Annotated in this window: 25 protein-coding genes and 1 pseudogene; all 26 read right to left on the bottom strand. The window is 71.3% G+C overall.

Annotated features, from left to right (window positions below; all coding sequences use genetic code 11):
* Positions 1-326: 326 nt before the first annotated feature.
* The 26 genes and pseudogenes from IG98_RS51675 to IG98_RS55055 all read right to left on the bottom strand — a co-directional run bounded on the left by IG98_RS51675 (position 327) and on the right by IG98_RS55055 (position 13,006).
* A complete protein-coding gene (locus IG98_RS51675) occupies positions 327-497 on the bottom strand; it encodes a hypothetical protein (RefSeq protein ID WP_157594866.1) in 171 nt (56 codons plus the stop codon).
* Positions 498-520: 23 nt separating this feature from the next.
* Positions 521-655, bottom strand: coding sequence for a hypothetical protein (locus tag IG98_RS54555; RefSeq protein WP_281178615.1), 135 nt, complete (start codon positions 653-655; stop codon positions 521-523).
* Entirely contained in the window at positions 655-1,248 is a 594-nt protein-coding gene (locus tag IG98_RS0142570) for a hypothetical protein (protein ID WP_157594865.1), read from the bottom strand. The genes IG98_RS54555 and IG98_RS0142570 overlap by 1 nt, the downstream gene beginning before the upstream one ends.
* Positions 1,245-1,748, bottom strand: a complete 504-nt coding sequence (locus tag IG98_RS0142565; RefSeq protein WP_030684317.1) for a hypothetical protein — start codon at positions 1,746-1,748, stop codon at positions 1,245-1,247. The genes IG98_RS0142570 and IG98_RS0142565 overlap by 4 nt, the downstream gene beginning before the upstream one ends.
* Entirely contained in the window at positions 1,745-2,983 is a 1,239-nt protein-coding gene (locus IG98_RS47900; RefSeq protein WP_051753666.1) for a GIY-YIG nuclease family protein, read from the bottom strand. The genes IG98_RS0142565 and IG98_RS47900 overlap by 4 nt, the downstream gene beginning before the upstream one ends.
* Positions 2,983-3,111 (bottom strand): hypothetical protein, encoded by a 129-nt coding sequence (locus IG98_RS54550; protein ID WP_281178614.1) that lies wholly within the window; start codon positions 3,109-3,111, stop codon positions 2,983-2,985. The genes IG98_RS47900 and IG98_RS54550 overlap by 1 nt, the downstream gene beginning before the upstream one ends.
* Positions 3,111-3,455 carry a hypothetical protein gene (locus IG98_RS0142550; protein ID WP_030684322.1) on the bottom strand — a complete coding sequence of 115 codons (345 nt, stop codon included), beginning with the start codon at positions 3,453-3,455 and terminating at the stop codon, positions 3,111-3,113. Before IG98_RS0142550 ends, IG98_RS54550 begins: the two co-directional genes overlap by 1 nt.
* Before the next feature lie 464 nt (positions 3,456-3,919).
* Positions 3,920-4,234, bottom strand: a complete 315-nt coding sequence (locus tag IG98_RS0142540) for a hypothetical protein (RefSeq protein ID WP_030684326.1) — start codon at positions 4,232-4,234, stop codon at positions 3,920-3,922.
* Positions 4,231-4,485 (bottom strand): hypothetical protein, encoded by a 255-nt coding sequence (locus IG98_RS0142535; protein WP_030684328.1) that lies wholly within the window; start codon positions 4,483-4,485, stop codon positions 4,231-4,233. The genes IG98_RS0142540 and IG98_RS0142535 overlap by 4 nt, the downstream gene beginning before the upstream one ends.
* Positions 4,482-4,706, bottom strand: a complete 225-nt coding sequence (locus tag IG98_RS0142530) for a hypothetical protein (RefSeq protein WP_030684329.1) — start codon at positions 4,704-4,706, stop codon at positions 4,482-4,484. Before IG98_RS0142530 ends, IG98_RS0142535 begins: the two co-directional genes overlap by 4 nt.
* Entirely contained in the window at positions 4,703-4,885 is a 183-nt protein-coding gene (locus IG98_RS0142525; protein ID WP_030684331.1) for a hypothetical protein, read from the bottom strand. The genes IG98_RS0142530 and IG98_RS0142525 overlap by 4 nt, the downstream gene beginning before the upstream one ends.
* Positions 4,882-5,613: a hypothetical protein gene (locus IG98_RS0142520; RefSeq protein ID WP_030684334.1), complete on the bottom strand. Its 732-nt coding sequence runs from the start codon at positions 5,611-5,613 to the stop codon at positions 4,882-4,884. Before IG98_RS0142520 ends, IG98_RS0142525 begins: the two co-directional genes overlap by 4 nt.
* Positions 5,614-5,666: 53 nt before the next feature.
* Positions 5,667-5,909, bottom strand: a complete 243-nt coding sequence (locus IG98_RS0142515; RefSeq protein ID WP_030684336.1) for a hypothetical protein — start codon at positions 5,907-5,909, stop codon at positions 5,667-5,669.
* A gap of 74 nt (positions 5,910-5,983) precedes the next feature.
* Positions 5,984-6,934, bottom strand: coding sequence for a DNA cytosine methyltransferase (locus IG98_RS0142510; RefSeq protein WP_030684338.1), 951 nt, complete (start codon positions 6,932-6,934; stop codon positions 5,984-5,986).
* Complete coding sequence (locus IG98_RS0142505; protein WP_030684340.1) at positions 6,927-7,160, bottom strand: hypothetical protein; 234 nt, start codon at positions 7,158-7,160, stop codon at positions 6,927-6,929. The genes IG98_RS0142510 and IG98_RS0142505 overlap by 8 nt, the downstream gene beginning before the upstream one ends.
* Complete coding sequence (locus tag IG98_RS0142500) at positions 7,157-7,876, bottom strand: ATP-binding protein (protein ID WP_030925957.1); 720 nt, start codon at positions 7,874-7,876, stop codon at positions 7,157-7,159. Before IG98_RS0142500 ends, IG98_RS0142505 begins: the two co-directional genes overlap by 4 nt.
* A 2-nt stretch (positions 7,877-7,878) precedes the next feature.
* Entirely contained in the window at positions 7,879-8,784 is a 906-nt protein-coding gene (locus tag IG98_RS47895) for a helix-turn-helix domain-containing protein (RefSeq protein WP_051753664.1), read from the bottom strand.
* A gap of 65 nt (positions 8,785-8,849) precedes the next feature.
* Entirely contained in the window at positions 8,850-9,257 is a 408-nt protein-coding gene (locus tag IG98_RS55060; RefSeq protein ID WP_063766388.1) for a WhiB family transcriptional regulator, read from the bottom strand.
* A gap of 146 nt (positions 9,258-9,403) precedes the next feature.
* Positions 9,404-9,673 (bottom strand): annotated as a pseudogene (locus IG98_RS54540) (WhiB family transcriptional regulator); the annotation flags it as partial.
* Positions 9,670-10,491 (bottom strand): hypothetical protein, encoded by an 822-nt coding sequence (locus IG98_RS0142480; protein WP_030925953.1) that lies wholly within the window; start codon positions 10,489-10,491, stop codon positions 9,670-9,672. The gene IG98_RS0142480 and the pseudogene IG98_RS54540, both read right to left, overlap by 4 nt.
* A complete protein-coding gene (locus IG98_RS0142475; RefSeq protein WP_030684352.1) occupies positions 10,488-11,333 on the bottom strand; it encodes a PD-(D/E)XK nuclease-like domain-containing protein in 846 nt (281 codons plus the stop codon). The genes IG98_RS0142480 and IG98_RS0142475 overlap by 4 nt, the downstream gene beginning before the upstream one ends.
* Positions 11,330-11,788, bottom strand: a complete 459-nt coding sequence (locus tag IG98_RS0142470) for a hypothetical protein (protein WP_030684354.1) — start codon at positions 11,786-11,788, stop codon at positions 11,330-11,332. The genes IG98_RS0142475 and IG98_RS0142470 overlap by 4 nt, the downstream gene beginning before the upstream one ends.
* Positions 11,785-12,222 (bottom strand): hypothetical protein, encoded by a 438-nt coding sequence (locus IG98_RS0142465; RefSeq protein ID WP_030684356.1) that lies wholly within the window; start codon positions 12,220-12,222, stop codon positions 11,785-11,787. The genes IG98_RS0142470 and IG98_RS0142465 overlap by 4 nt, the downstream gene beginning before the upstream one ends.
* The gene (locus tag IG98_RS0142460; protein ID WP_030684357.1) at positions 12,219-12,488 is read right to left on the bottom strand and encodes a hypothetical protein; all 270 of its coding nucleotides are present in this window, start codon (positions 12,486-12,488) and stop codon (positions 12,219-12,221) included. The genes IG98_RS0142465 and IG98_RS0142460 overlap by 4 nt, the downstream gene beginning before the upstream one ends.
* A gap of 88 nt (positions 12,489-12,576) precedes the next feature.
* Positions 12,577-12,795 carry a helix-turn-helix transcriptional regulator gene (locus IG98_RS46105; protein WP_037972779.1) on the bottom strand — a complete coding sequence of 73 codons (219 nt, stop codon included), beginning with the start codon at positions 12,793-12,795 and terminating at the stop codon, positions 12,577-12,579.
* Positions 12,776-13,006 (bottom strand): helix-turn-helix domain-containing protein, encoded by a 231-nt coding sequence (locus IG98_RS55055; protein WP_078890985.1) that lies wholly within the window; start codon positions 13,004-13,006, stop codon positions 12,776-12,778. The genes IG98_RS46105 and IG98_RS55055 overlap by 20 nt, the downstream gene beginning before the upstream one ends.
* Positions 13,007-13,022: the final 16 nt, after the last annotated feature.

Genomic DNA, 13,022 nt, shown 5'->3' with positions numbered 1-13,022 from the left:
CGCACGGTACGCCGGCGGCCAATGGCGGCTGCGATGGGCCAGCCGGTGATGGCCCACATGCCGCAGGTGATGATGCTCAGGAAGAGGTGCAGGCCGTGGTTGGCGCCGCGTCTCTCGGTGTAGTAGCGCATGTGCCCCCTTGGTGCGTGTCGGGGCATCCTGCCACGGGGTGCGGGTACGAGGAAGCCCCGCCGACCCGGGCGCTGTTCCGGGGGCGGGGCTCGGTCCTCCGCGAGTTCTGGAGCAGCATCCAGAATCTGCGGGTGTGATGGTCCTACGGTACGGCCGGGGGCTGACGGTGGCCGGTCACGGATGCCACGTGTCGGTCATCCCTCGGTGAGGGGCTTGCCGGACTCCAGGTAGGCGATCCCGCGCTGCAACTGCTCGATGGTCAGGCCGTGGAGGTCGGCAAGCGCCTGAGCGGCCTTCGGGTCGAGGTCGACGCTGTACGCGATGCCGATGAGCTTGCGGGCGATCTGCTGGTCGGTGAGGTCCACGGGGGCTCCTTCAGTGGGCGGGGTTAGGGCTTCTTCGGCGTGCCCGGTGTGGGCTTGTCGGTCGGCTTGACCCAGCCGCCGCGGCTGCTGCTGTACGTCGTCTCGTGGCCTTTCAGGCGCGGGTCGGACGGCTCAGGCTTGGGCTGGCGTAGTGCCATCAGACGGTCTCCTTCACGACGTGCCAGCGGTGCGGGTTGGTCTCGTCCTGGACGAGGTGCGGTCCGTTGTTGGTGTTGGCGTTGGCAGCCCCTGAGCTGCACAAACAACCGGCCTGAGAGGGGTCGGTAGGGGTGGGGGAGGGGGCCGGGATGTCATCCGCGTGTACGCCGGGCCCGTTCCCGGCCGGGGTGCGGACTCCCGCGCGCACCCGGATGCCGGCCTCGTCGAGGAGGGCGCGGACGGCCTTGGTGTCGGAGAGTCCGGCGGCCTCGCGGAGGGCGGTGAGGAGGACCCCAGTCCCGCCCTCGCCGAGGGTTTGAAGGACGGCCACGATGTCGACGGGCTCATCTACATCCGCCTCATCTACAACCTGCTCGCCCTTGTGGGTCTGACGCTTGGCGACCCAGCCACGGGCCTTGCGGACCCCGGCGGCGGTGACGAGCCCGGCGGCGTAGGTGCCGACGTCCGGGTAGACGTAGACGACACCAAGGGCGGCGCCGATGCCGATGGCGATCACGCAGCCGCCGGCGACCCGGGAGGAGCCTTCCGACTCCCCCACAGGCTGCTCGGCGGGATCAGGGGCCGCAGTCACCGGAGCATCCCGGTGAGCCAGGCGCCGGCGAGGTTGGCGGCGGAGGCGAGGGGAACAGCGGCGTAGCGGGCGATGCTGCCGGTGAGAGCGAGGCCGACGCCGGAGGCCCAGCCGCGCCACTTGGAGGCGGTGGCGCCCTTGCCGCGGCGGGCGAGGAACACGATGAGGACGAGGAGGGTGATGAACAGGCCGCCCTCGGTGAGAGGCGCCGAGGTGGATCCGGGGGCGGTGCCGGTCTGGGCGCCGACTCCGAAGACGAGGAGGCCGTCACCGAAGACGTTCAGGCCCCAGAGCGCGGTGTCTCCAATCCAGCCGACGAGGCCGCCGACGACCATGACGGTGAGGGCGCCGATGGCCCAGCAGAGGAGGAAGGGGAGGAGGTCGCCGAGGTGTCCGACGGCATCAGCTCGGAGGGCTTTGACGCCGGGGTACCACTTGGCGAGCTCCCAGACGAGGAGGCCGAGGCCGATGAGGACGGCGCCGAGGGTGGGGGTGATCATGCGGTCCTCCTGGCTTCGCGCAGGTATCGCTTGGCGGTGGCGGGGCTGACGGAGAGGGCTTCGGCGACCTGGCCGGAGGTGAGCCCGGGGTCCTGAGCCAGGAGCTCAACGACCTTCTCGACGGCTTCGGCGCGCTGAGCGGACTGGGCGGTCAGGTGGGCGGAGAAGCCGAAGGCGTTGGCCGGTTGGGCCTCGGGCTCAGGGGCGGTGGCCAGGGAGGATGCCAGGACGAGGGCTGTGCTCGGGGGTGAGGGCTCAGGCCTCTGAGCTTCGGGCTCAGCCGCGGGCTCAGCGGGCTCGACGGGGGGCTCACCCAGGTACTCGGCGAGGGCGCCGCGCAGCTCGAACCACTCGGTGTCTCCAGCCCGCAGGTCGGCGAAGCGGCGGTGGAGGGACCGCTCGTAGTGCTGGGTGCCGTGCTCGACTCGGATCACGTCGTCGCGGCGCAGCGAGAGGGAGGTGACTCGGCGCCGGAGGTTCTGCGAGGTGCCGATCTTGACGCGGGTGCCGTTGCGCAGGAAGTACACGACGGGGGCGTGGGCGCCTTCGAAGAGGGACGGGACGTCGTCGACGAGTTCGCCGTCGGGGCCGGCGGGGTCGACGGGGGGCTGCTTCTTGCTGGTCTTCGCGGGGGCGGAGAGGACGACTGGCGGCGCTTCGGGCTCGGCCGTGATCGGGGCGATCGCGATCGGTGCTCGCCGGGCGAGCTCGCGGCCCTTCTCCTGCCGGGTCAGCTCGATCTCGAAGTCGACGGACACGTCGGCGAGAAGGCGTTCGGCGGTCATGCGTCGCTGCCGGAGCTCGATCTGGTGCTCGGCCTCCGCGAGCCTCAGGCCGCGCTCCATGGCGGCGAGCTTGGCCTGCTCGTCGTGGGTGAGTGCCGAGGGGTCGCGCATGTCGGCGAGGGCGAGCAGCCAGACCAGTTTGGCGCCGATGGGGAGGAGGGGTCCGGCGACGGCCATGGCGGTGTGGTCGCGGGCGATGCCGTGCCACACGAGGAACGTGCCGACGGCGAGGAGGGCGGCCCAGCCGATGGCGGCAACGGGCCAGCGGTACCCGGCGATGCGGAGCCCGCGGGCTTCCGCGACGATGACGCTGGCCCAGATGATGTCGGCGCCGGCGGCGACGGTGAGGCCGATGGGCCCGGCGCCGAGGAGGTCGACGAGGGACCAGGTGGTCCAGGCGAGGGAGCCGGCGCTGAGGGCGATGGCGGGGATGAGGAGCGGGGTACGCATCAGTGGCCGTTCCGGGTGTTGGCGTCGTCGCGGTTGGTCTGCCAGGAGCGGTTGGCCTGTGCCTGGGCGTAGTCGTCGGCGGCGCGCTGCTGGAGTTCGGCGGGGGTGGCGGTGGCGTCGGTGTCCATCAGACGGTCACCTCGGCGACCTTCAGCAGGATGCGGGTGGAGTACTCGCCGCGGGAGTCGCCGGGGAGGACCGGCGGGAGGGCGTCGACGATGCCCCAGAGGACGATCCCGGCGGTGCGGGCGTCGCGGTAGACGCAGCGGAGGCTGCGGACGTGCCGGTCGGTGGCCTGGATGCGGAGGTCGTCGGTCATGGGCTCGTCGGGCTGCTCGCTGAGGATGGCGGCGACGCGACGGAGGCCGATCAGGGTTTGGGCGGTGCGCCCGGCCTGGACCTGACGCAGGGCCTCGTCGGCCTGGGTGAGGTGGCTGGTGGGCGCGCTGGTGGCGCGGATACGCTCGGGCATGGCCTTACTCCTGTTCACAGCAGGGGTGGGCTGGCCCCGGCCGGTCTGACCACCGACCGGGGCCGTTCTGTTGTTGCCAGATCGAGAGTAGTGACTTCGTTGCCAATTGGCAATGAGGTAAGGGAAGATGGTGCCCATGACCGAGCCCACAGAAGGGGGGCCAGACATGGTGAGCTTCAGGGAGTTGGCGCGCCGGCTTGTTGCCGATGGGGTGGTGAAGGGGATCACGCATCAGCGGGTGTCGACGCTTGCAAGGACGGATCCGGCGTTCCCGCCTGTGATGCAGATCGGTCGGGCGAAGGCGGTGGACTACCGGTTGGCTCGGCCGTACTTTGCGACGCGGAAGTCGCGGCAGGGGCGTCGGACGGATTTGGAGCGGCCTGCGGAGTAGCGTGGCGCACGGAAGCCCCCACCAACCGGTGGGGGCTTTGTCGTGTTTGGGGGTTGTGTCGGGGGTGTCCGGGTCAGGCGGTGCCGTCGAGGGCGCGGAGGGTGGGACAGGGGTACGGGACGGGCGCGCCGTAGCAGTCGACGCAGACGGAGCAGTCGTTCTGGTCGTACTCCCAGCGGCTGTGGAGGGCGCGGACGCGGGCGATGGCGGCTTCGGCCTGCTCGGCGCGTTGCCGCTGCTCCAGCCACTGGTCGGCGGTGGGTGAGCAGTCGCCTCGCCCGCAGTGGCCGCAGTAGCCGGCGGTGATGGCCTTGAGGGCGTCGAGGTCGGCGTACAGCTGGTCGAGCATGTCGTCGGTGAGTTGGTCGACGCGGGGGCGGCGGGTCATCGGGCGACTCCGGGGCAGATGGCGTTGTCGGCGTTCCCGACGCGGTGCGATCGGTGGGGGGTGGTGGTGCCGCAGTGGTGGGCGAGTCGGGTGGCGCAGGCCGGGCAGGGCGGGAGGTGGCTGCCGGTGCTGAGGATGGCGCCGGTGTGCCCGCAGGCGGTGACAACGATGCGGGGGTTCAGGTGGACGGTCTGGTGCTGGTGCCGGCCGCTGGGGAGCTCGGCGGGGTGGGGGAAGAGGGCGGTGGTCACGGCTGGCTCCCGTTGATGGCGCGGGCAACGGCAAGGGCGGGTGCGGCGTAGGTCTCGTGGCGGCTGGGGTGGGCGGCGATCTGGATGCGCTCGGCCTCGGCCTCCAGCCACTGGGCGAGGGGTTCGCCGAGGGGGCGGAGCCAGCCGGGCAGGTCGTCCTCGATGAGGCGGAAGCCTTCGGCAGCGGCTCGGAGTTCGTCGGCGGGGCTGGTCTGGGTCATCGCTCGTCCTCCACGGTGTCGGCTGCGGCGGCCTCGGCGAGCGCGGCGGCGCGGGTTTCGGCGAGGAGGGTGTCGAGCAGTCGGGTGGCGTCCGTTTCGGGCATGCGGCCGTATCCGGTGGCGGCGGTGTAGAGGCGTTCGCGCGCGGTGCGGTAGGCGGGGGTGGTGGGCCGGTTCATCGCTCGCCCCCCACGGCCATGCGGCGGAGCTGGTGGGCGATGGTGTGGCCGGTGTTGCAGGGGCACCCGTTGTGGGCGGCGGCGAGGTCGGCGGCTTCGCGGAGGATGGCGGCGCGGTCGGTGTCGTGTGCTTCGGCCGGCTGCCCGACAGTGGCGCGGGCGGCGGCCTCCAGGCGGGCCACCAGGGCGCGGACGCGGTCGGCTTCCGGAGCGGGCAGGACGACGAGCGCCTCGTGGAGGTCGCGGCGAATCGCGGCGAGGGGCTCGTCCCCGGGCGGCGTGAGGTCGTCGCGGAGGGCAGCGGCCCGCTCCGGGTCGAGCTCCAGCCAGTACGGCTCCCGGTCGGGCCCGGAAAGGTAGACGGTGACGGTGTCGTCGTCGCCGTGCTCGACGTCGCCGAGGCCCCAACGGAGCGGGATGGGGTCGTCGGCGGTGGTCGGGTCCTCACCGACAGCGGCGCATGCCTCGGGCTCGGTGTCGCAGACGCACGGCGCGGGCTCGGTGTCGTCTTGTCCGGTGGTCTGGCGGGCGGCGGTACGGGCGGCGTCCCGGATCCCGGCCACCACCTCCTCCACGCGGGCGGCGGGGACCTTGACGGCGGTGCGGCTGAAGAAGCCGTCGGAGGTCTCGATCCAGATGGCCGGGGTGATGGTCTGGCCGGGGTAGTCGGGTTCGAGGCGGTTGATGCGGAGGGTCAGCTGGTGGTCGTCGCGGTACTCGAAGGTCATGGTGGGCTCCTGGTGGTGGGGGCCGTCCCGGAGGACGGCCCGACGAAAGAGGTTCAGGCGGAGGCGGGGCGTTCGGCGGTGAAGCTGATGACGATGGCGTCGTCGGTGGCGTGGAACTGAAGGGCGTTGCCCGGGATGGGGGCGTCCTCGGTGAAGCCGTGGATCTTGCGGTAGTGGATGGCGGCTACCGCAGTTGCGGATTCGACATCGGCGAGGGCGGCTCCCCACGGCGGGGCGGCGGGTACCTCCCACTCGTGGCGGGTGCTGGTGACGGTGCGGCTGGTCCACGTGGCCATGGCTGCTCCTGGTGGTTGTTGGGATGCTGGGGGTGGTCCCGCTCGCGTGGCCTGCGAGCGGGGCCGGAGGCGGGTCAGGCGGTGGCTGCGGTGAGCAGGGCTCGGGCAAGCTGGACGGGCGCGGCGTTCCCGATCTGCTGCGGAATGTCGGCGCCGGACCAGGGGTGGTCGGCGGGAAAGCCCTGGAGCTGGCCGGCTTCGGCGTGGCTGAACCGGTCGAGGTCGCGGCCGTCGGGGCCGACGAGCCGGACACGGCTGACCTTCCCGGTGACGGTGAATGCGGGCTCGTAGCTGGCGCGCCGGCCGCGGGCCTTGGGGTCGCCGCCGGTGCCGTAGTTGGAGACGACGGTGAACGGGCCGCGGGCGGGCAGGGTGTCGGCCATGGACACCCACGGCAGCAGGCTGGGGTCGCCGGCCGACTGCGGGACGCCCTTCACGAACCGGCGGTGCGTCGGCGCGGGGAGGGCCGCTGGGCCGTCCAGGCGGGCCACCAGAACCGCGCGGCGCCGGGTCTGGGGGACGCCGTACTCCTCGGCGTTGAGAACTCCGCAGGCGGCCGAGTAGCCGCGAGCCTCCAGCGCCTCACGGTAGGCCTGCCAGATCGGCAGAACCGCGGGAACCTGCTCCAGCACGATCCACCGGTACGGGGCTCCGGCAGCGTCGGCCTGAAGGATCCAGCGGAGGGGCTCCAGGACGAGCGTGGTGCGGTCGTCGAGGCCCGCAGGAGTCGCGACCCGGCCGGTGGCACCCGCGTCCTTCACCGCGGCAGCAAGGAGGGCGAGGGCGCTGCGGCCGAGGCCGAGGCCGGCATTGGTGAACGTCTGGCACGGGGGGCCTGCGGCGAGGCCGTCCTCGTTGCGGAACAGGCCGGGGCCGAAGAGGCGGACGTCCCCGTGGCGGGTGGCCAGCCCGGCGGCGAGCCGGGTGGCGACAGCGTTGGCGTCCCACTCGATGCCGGTGAGGTGGATGCCGAGCTGGCGGGCGGCTACGTCGATGCCGCCGGGGCCGGCGAACAGGTCAGGCACGGGGGTTCTCCTGGGCGGGTGTGATGGTCCAGCCGCTGCTGGCGAGGTAGAGGGCGACGCGTGCCGCTCGAGCGTGGTCGTCCTCGAGGAGGTCGGTGGCGTCCTCCTCTGCGGCGTCTATGACGGCGAGGGCGGCGAGGGGGATGGCGGTCTGTCCGGGGACCGCAGGCGGGGGCGGGGTGTCGAGGGCTGCGCGGGCGCCTGCGAGGCGCTGGGCCGGGGTCACGCCGCGCTCCTTCGGCGGTCGGGTCCGGTCATGGCGACGACGACGGTGTCCTGCGACAGGCGGGACACGATCCGCTCACCGAGCGCGGACGCGAGGTCGGGCGCACTGTCCGAACGGGCGGGCAGGTTGGAGGTGTAGAGCGTCGGCCGGCACGCGTTGTACCGCTCGTTGATCAGCCGGTAGGTGACTTCCTCGGTCCACTCGGTGGCCTTGGCGGAGCCGAGGTCGTCGAGGACGAGGAGAGGGACGCGGGCGAGGCGGCGGAGTTCTTCCTCGGCGCCACGCTCGCTGCCCTTGGGGCGGAGGAGGCCGTACATGTCGGCGGCGGTGGTGGCGCGGATCTCGTACACGGACGGCCCGGCTTCGGCGATGCGGCGGAGGGCGCCGTAGGCCTGGTGGGTCTTGCCGGTGCCGGTGGTGCCGGTGAGGAGGAGGCTGCCGGCGGTGGTGGGGTCGGCGGCGACGCGGTCGGCCCAGGCCTGGATGGCGGGGACGGTGGCGGTGGCGTGCCGGTAGCGGGGCGGGGCGGCTGCGGTCCAGCGGTCGAGGGCCCATTCGGCGCGGACGCGGCGGTGGTACTCGGGGTGGCCGGGCTCGTCGGGGTTGGGTGCGTCGTCGACGGGGCCCGCGGCCACGTTGGGGTGGCGCTCCTGGATGCCGGCGAGGATACGGCCGAGTGCGGCGTTGGGGTTGGCGGTGAGGCTGGTGGGCTCCATGGTCAGAATCCGTTCTCGTACACGGACGGGTCGGTGGGGTTGGTGTAGGGCTGCCAGCCGCCGGACACGGCACGGAGCTGGGGGCGGTTGGCGCGCTCGGACGCCCACTTGGCGGAGCGGCGGATCCACTTCTGCCACTCGGCGGGCCAGTTGGGGCGGCGGCTGAGGTTGGCGCGGTGGTGATCGATGAAGAGGGCGGTCTCGTGGGCGACGTCGACGGCGGGGCCGAAGGTGTCGAGAGCCCAGCGGCGCATCGAGTCGGTGAGAGTGAAGCCGTCGTCGTCGATGGGGGCGTTTTGCGTGGGGCCCCAGGAACCTGAGGTTTGCCCCCCTACATCAGCCCTATCGGTTGTTGGCGGTTGTACTGACGGTTCATTGGTGGTTAGGGCGGCGTTGAGTGCGTGACGTCCGGACGCAGAGTGCGTGACGTCACGCACTTCAAATGCGTGACCGCCGGACGCAGAGTGCGTGACACCTTCCTCGGTCACGGACGCAGAATCCGTGACAGTCACGGACGCAGAGTGCGTGACCTGCTTCGAGCGAGACCGCCGCTTCCGCTCCGCAGCAGCCTTCCGCTCGTCCTCCTCCAGCCGCTCCAGATCGGACCAATCCGACTCCGGACGCTTCAAGTGCAGAGCGAGCTTCCAGATCGTGCGGCCGTTCGTCTCACCCGTAGCCGCGATCAAGCCTCCCGTCTCCAGCCGGCGAAGCGCGCGCTGCACGGTCCGCCGGTCGTAGCCGGTGCGGTACTGGAGTCGCAGGACGGAGGGGTGAGCGCCGCCGCCGTCCTTGTGGGCGTGCTCGGCGAGCGCCTGGAGTACCCCGCGGGCAGTCGTGTCGGGCTTGCCCTTGTCGGTGAGCAGCATGGGCGCGTCGTCCATGGCCCAGGTGACTGCCTCGATACTCACGGGCTCTTCTTCCTGGAGCTGGGGTGGGTGGTTCGGGCCCGGGGCGCGACGGCCCCGGGCGGGGGTCAGGCGGCGGTTCTCTCGCGGGCTCGACGACGCTGGCTCTTCAGCCGGGCGGCCTCGCGGCAGTCATCACAGACCGGCTCCTTGTACCTGCGGTGCCGCTGGTAAGCGCCGTACGTACCGCACGGGACCATCGGCTTCCCGCCCGTGTGAGGACCGGTCGGGGCCAGGGTGCTAGCGCGGTAGAGGTTGTACCGCTGCGAAGACGACAAGCCCCCGAACACCCCGGTACGGGAGTCCTTGCCCGTCCCGTACTCCGCTTCCAGCGCCATCTCCAGGCACTCCTGGATGACGGGGCAGAAGGAGCAGATCTGCCGGGCGTACTCGATGCCAGCGAGGTCACCGGTCCGCGGGAAGAAGATCTCCGGGTCCATGTCGGTGCAGATCGCCCGGTCGCGCCACATGCTCATGCCGCCACCTCCTGGGTACGGACTCGCTCGACGGTCCGCGAGTGGCAGCCGACCTGTGCCGCAACCTCTTCTGCGGTCAGGCCTTCGGCGGTGAGGCGACGGATCCGGTGGTCGCGGATGAGACGGCCGGCGTCGAGGAGGACGGGCTGGCCCGGGGTGGTGCGGAGCATGCGGCGCCGTTCGCGTTCGGTGGTGCCGCCCCACACGCCGGTCTCGTGGTGGGTGAGGGCCCACTCCAGGCAGCGGGTGCGGACGTCGCAGGTCATGCAGATGGCGATCGCGGTCCGCGGGTTGGTGCCCCGCTCGGGGAAGAACAGTTCGGGGTCGGTCTGTCCGCAGGGGGCGCCGTCGCGCCAGGTGGTGCCCGTGGCGGGGCGGGTGGTCAGCCCCGCCACGGGGATCTCGGTGGAGGTCATGCGCCCTCCTCGCCGGACTGCGGGCCGGTGATCTCGTCGAAGGTGACCCGCGACGGGAACTCCTCCTCCGCCGTGATCTCGCCCTGCTGGATCGACCGGAAGATCACACCCAGGTTCGCGACGTCGTGGTCCGTCCACTTTCCCGACGGCCGGCCGAACTTGCCCTCGATGCGGTCGACGGTGACGCCGATGCCCTCGAACGCCTTGACCGCGTCCGCGATCCGAAGGTTCAGCGGCTTGTCCCCACCCTCCTGGAGGGTGCGAGCGCACAGCTCCTTCGCCTCCTCCACGAACCACGGCGGGAGAATCGCGAAGATCGCCTCACGGACACGGCGGGCACCGTTGTTGGCGTTGTTCTCGTAGATGTCCCGCATGTCCGTGAGCTGCTTCGGCCCGCCACGCTGGTCCCTCTTGTGCGGGACGATGAACGTCGACGACGTGCGGGTGTTCTTCTCGACATCCCACGCGTACGCCTTCATCTCCGACTCGCCGTACACGTCGTCCCGACGCATCTCCACCAGGCCGTAGTCGACGTTCCCCCAGCACGACGCCAGCGCACGCGCCAGGTGAACCGACGGGCCCGACACCGTGCCGCCGCCACGGGAGAACCGGAAGAACGCGCGCTCCGCGAGGAACTTCTGGGAGCACACCTGCCGCATCTCCGCGATCGCCGCCGAGATGTTCCGCGGGCACTGCTGCGCCACCACGATCGCGGCCTGCACCTCAGCCACCGCACGGGACTGCTCAACCGCCGTCCCCTGACCCACCCGATCCGGCATCGCCGACGGGCTCACACGCTCCATGTGCTGCTGGCTCACAGGTACTCCTCGGTGTCACGGTTCAGCGCCCACGCGGGCAGGGAGAGGTAGAACGGCTCGTGCTCGGGCACGTAGCCAGGCCAGCGGCCGGTCTCGACGCACATGCGGTACATGTGGAGGGCGCGCTCGTTCTTCGCCGCCCCGATCCGCAACGTCGGCTGGTCCAGCTCCACCACCGTGATCAGGTACGGGGCGGTCTTCTCCTGGAACACCAGGAGGAACGCGGGCTTCTCGTCCAGGTCCAGGGCCCGGACGCCGTCGAGGTACCAGGCGGCCTGCTGGTGGTAGCCGTAGGTGTCGACCGCGCGGGCCAGCGCCTCGGGGTGCGCGGACACCGTCGTCTTGTAGTCGGCGACGATCAGCCGCCCGTCACGCGGGTTCGGCAGCCAGTCCAGCCGGGCCCGGCGAAGGATCCCGGTCCGCTCGTCCCGCCAGAACAGCGACTGTTCCGGGCGGCCGTTGCCCTCGGCGAAGAGGGCCGAAGCGATCGGGTGCCGGCGGATCGCGTCCGCCATCTCGTGGACCCGGTCGTAGTCGGCGGCGAGGAGCGCGATCCCACCGGCGGCGGCGACCTCGTCGCGTTCCTCGCGGGCCGCCTTCGTTCGCCAGTCGTTCGCCTCGATCGCGACCAGCTCGGGTCCGTCGCCGAGGACGAGCTTGTGAGCGGCCGTTCCGAAGTCGAACGTGTCGCGGCGGGGCTGCGGGTGGTCCTGCTCGTACCTGTACAGGGCCGGGGCCTTCAGCATGGTGCGGGCGCCGGTCGAGGACAGGGATGTGCGCTGGGCGTGGTAGTCCTCGGCGGAGAGGTCCGGGTACAGGCCCGGCTCGACGATCTCGCTCACGCGGCACCTCCTCGGAGGGAGAGCGCGGCGTTCACGGTCAGGTCGTACAGGGCGTGGATCGCTTCGGCGAGGTTGGCCGCGTCCTCGTCCCGCTGCCGGTGAACGAGCGCGTCGAACAGGGCGTAGGCCGTGTCCTGCTGGTCGTTCATCCACGCGGCGGTGAACTGGGCGGCGAACCTCGGGCCGGGAGGCAGGGACGCCACGTTGGTCAGCTTGCCGTGGTGGAGCGCGAGGAAGCCGAACGTGCCACCAGCGGGAAGGTTCTGCTTCTCGGCCACGAACTTCACCATGTTGGCGAGGGCCGCGCACATGGAGACCGTGGTGCGGGCGCCGCCTTCAATGAACGGGCCGAGCATGGTGAGGCCGGTGAACGGGTCGCCGCTCATGCCGTGGGCGACAGCGGCCATGATCGTCTCGGCCGGGTCGGAGCAGGGCGTGGTGGGGATCTCGGTCATGCGGCACCTCCGCAGGTGCAGTCCTCGAACGTGCGGGAGCAGGACGGGCAGCGGCCGGTGGTCTGCCGGGGGATGGCGGGCAGGTCACGGCCGAGGGCGTAGTCGTGGTGCAGCACGGAGTCGTGCGGGTCCTCGGCCTGACGGGGCTGCGGCAGTACCGGGACGTCGTCGGCGGGCAGCGTGGGGCAGCCCCAGGCGTAACGCTCGAACCGCTTCGAGCAGCCGCACGGACGGCACGGATCGTCGTGCGTGATGTCGGCCTCCAGCTCGGCGACCCGGGCCCGCAGTGCGGCGAGTTCGGCCTTCTGCTGGTCCAGCGCCTCACCGATCGCCATGTCGACGACGTGACTCGCGATCGAGTTGGAGGCGGCGCCACCGTGCAGCAGCATGAACAGCAGGTCTTCGCGGCGCGTCGGATCCTGGCTGGCGCTCATGCGGCACCGCCCAGCGTCCGCACCGGCGAGAACCATGCCCGGATCGCCTTCGGCGTCCACGGGTCCGACTCACCCGAACCCACCTCCGCCGGATCCGACGGGCTGTCGCACACCATGTGCGGCTCACCGGTCTTCGTCACACCCACCTGCCGCCACACGTCACCGTCACGGTCCACCAGGACCAGCGGCGCCGGCACCGACGGCAGGGAGACGAGGATCGTCCGTCGGTCACCCGACGGGATGTTCGTTGGTACTGTGATGCTCAAGGTGTCCACTCCTTCTAGTGCTTCGTGGATGCCAGGGGTCGCAGGGACCAGGCCCGGTCCGGCGGCCCCGTTTCGTTTGTGGGGAAGGTCAGGCGGCAGCGCGCTGGGCCAGGCGGTCGCCGGCCTCCTGTGCGGCCAGCCAGCGCTCCACCTCGGCCGTGCGGTACAGCACGTTCCGGCCACGGCGGAAGCCCTTCGGCGCCTTGCCGCGGTGCCGCATGATCCCCAGCGCCTTCGTCGAGATGTTCAGCAGCTCGGCCAGCTCGGCGGTGGTCATCAGGGGCGTGTCAGCGATCCGGTCGCTCATCGTTGCGCTCCGTTGTGTCTCGTTGGATGTCGGAGATCCGGCAACCGAGTACGGTGGCGATGCGCGCCATGACTTCGGGTTGGGGGCTCCGTTCGCCTCTCTCAATGCGAGAGAGGTAGGCGTGGTGGATTTGGGCGGCTTTGGCGAATCTGCGCAGGCCGTAGCCGCGTTCCTCGCGCTGCCGTCGGATTTCACGTCCATCGGGCTGCACATGGAAGACGATACAT

Origin of the sequence: Streptosporangium amethystogenes (genome assembly GCF_000721075.1) — a bacterium.
GTDB classification, from domain to species: Bacteria; Actinomycetota; Actinomycetes; order Streptosporangiales; family Streptosporangiaceae; genus Streptosporangium; species Streptosporangium amethystogenes.
The sequence above is the reverse complement of the archived record's forward strand: the minus strand, read 5'-3'. Positions and strand labels throughout refer to the sequence as shown.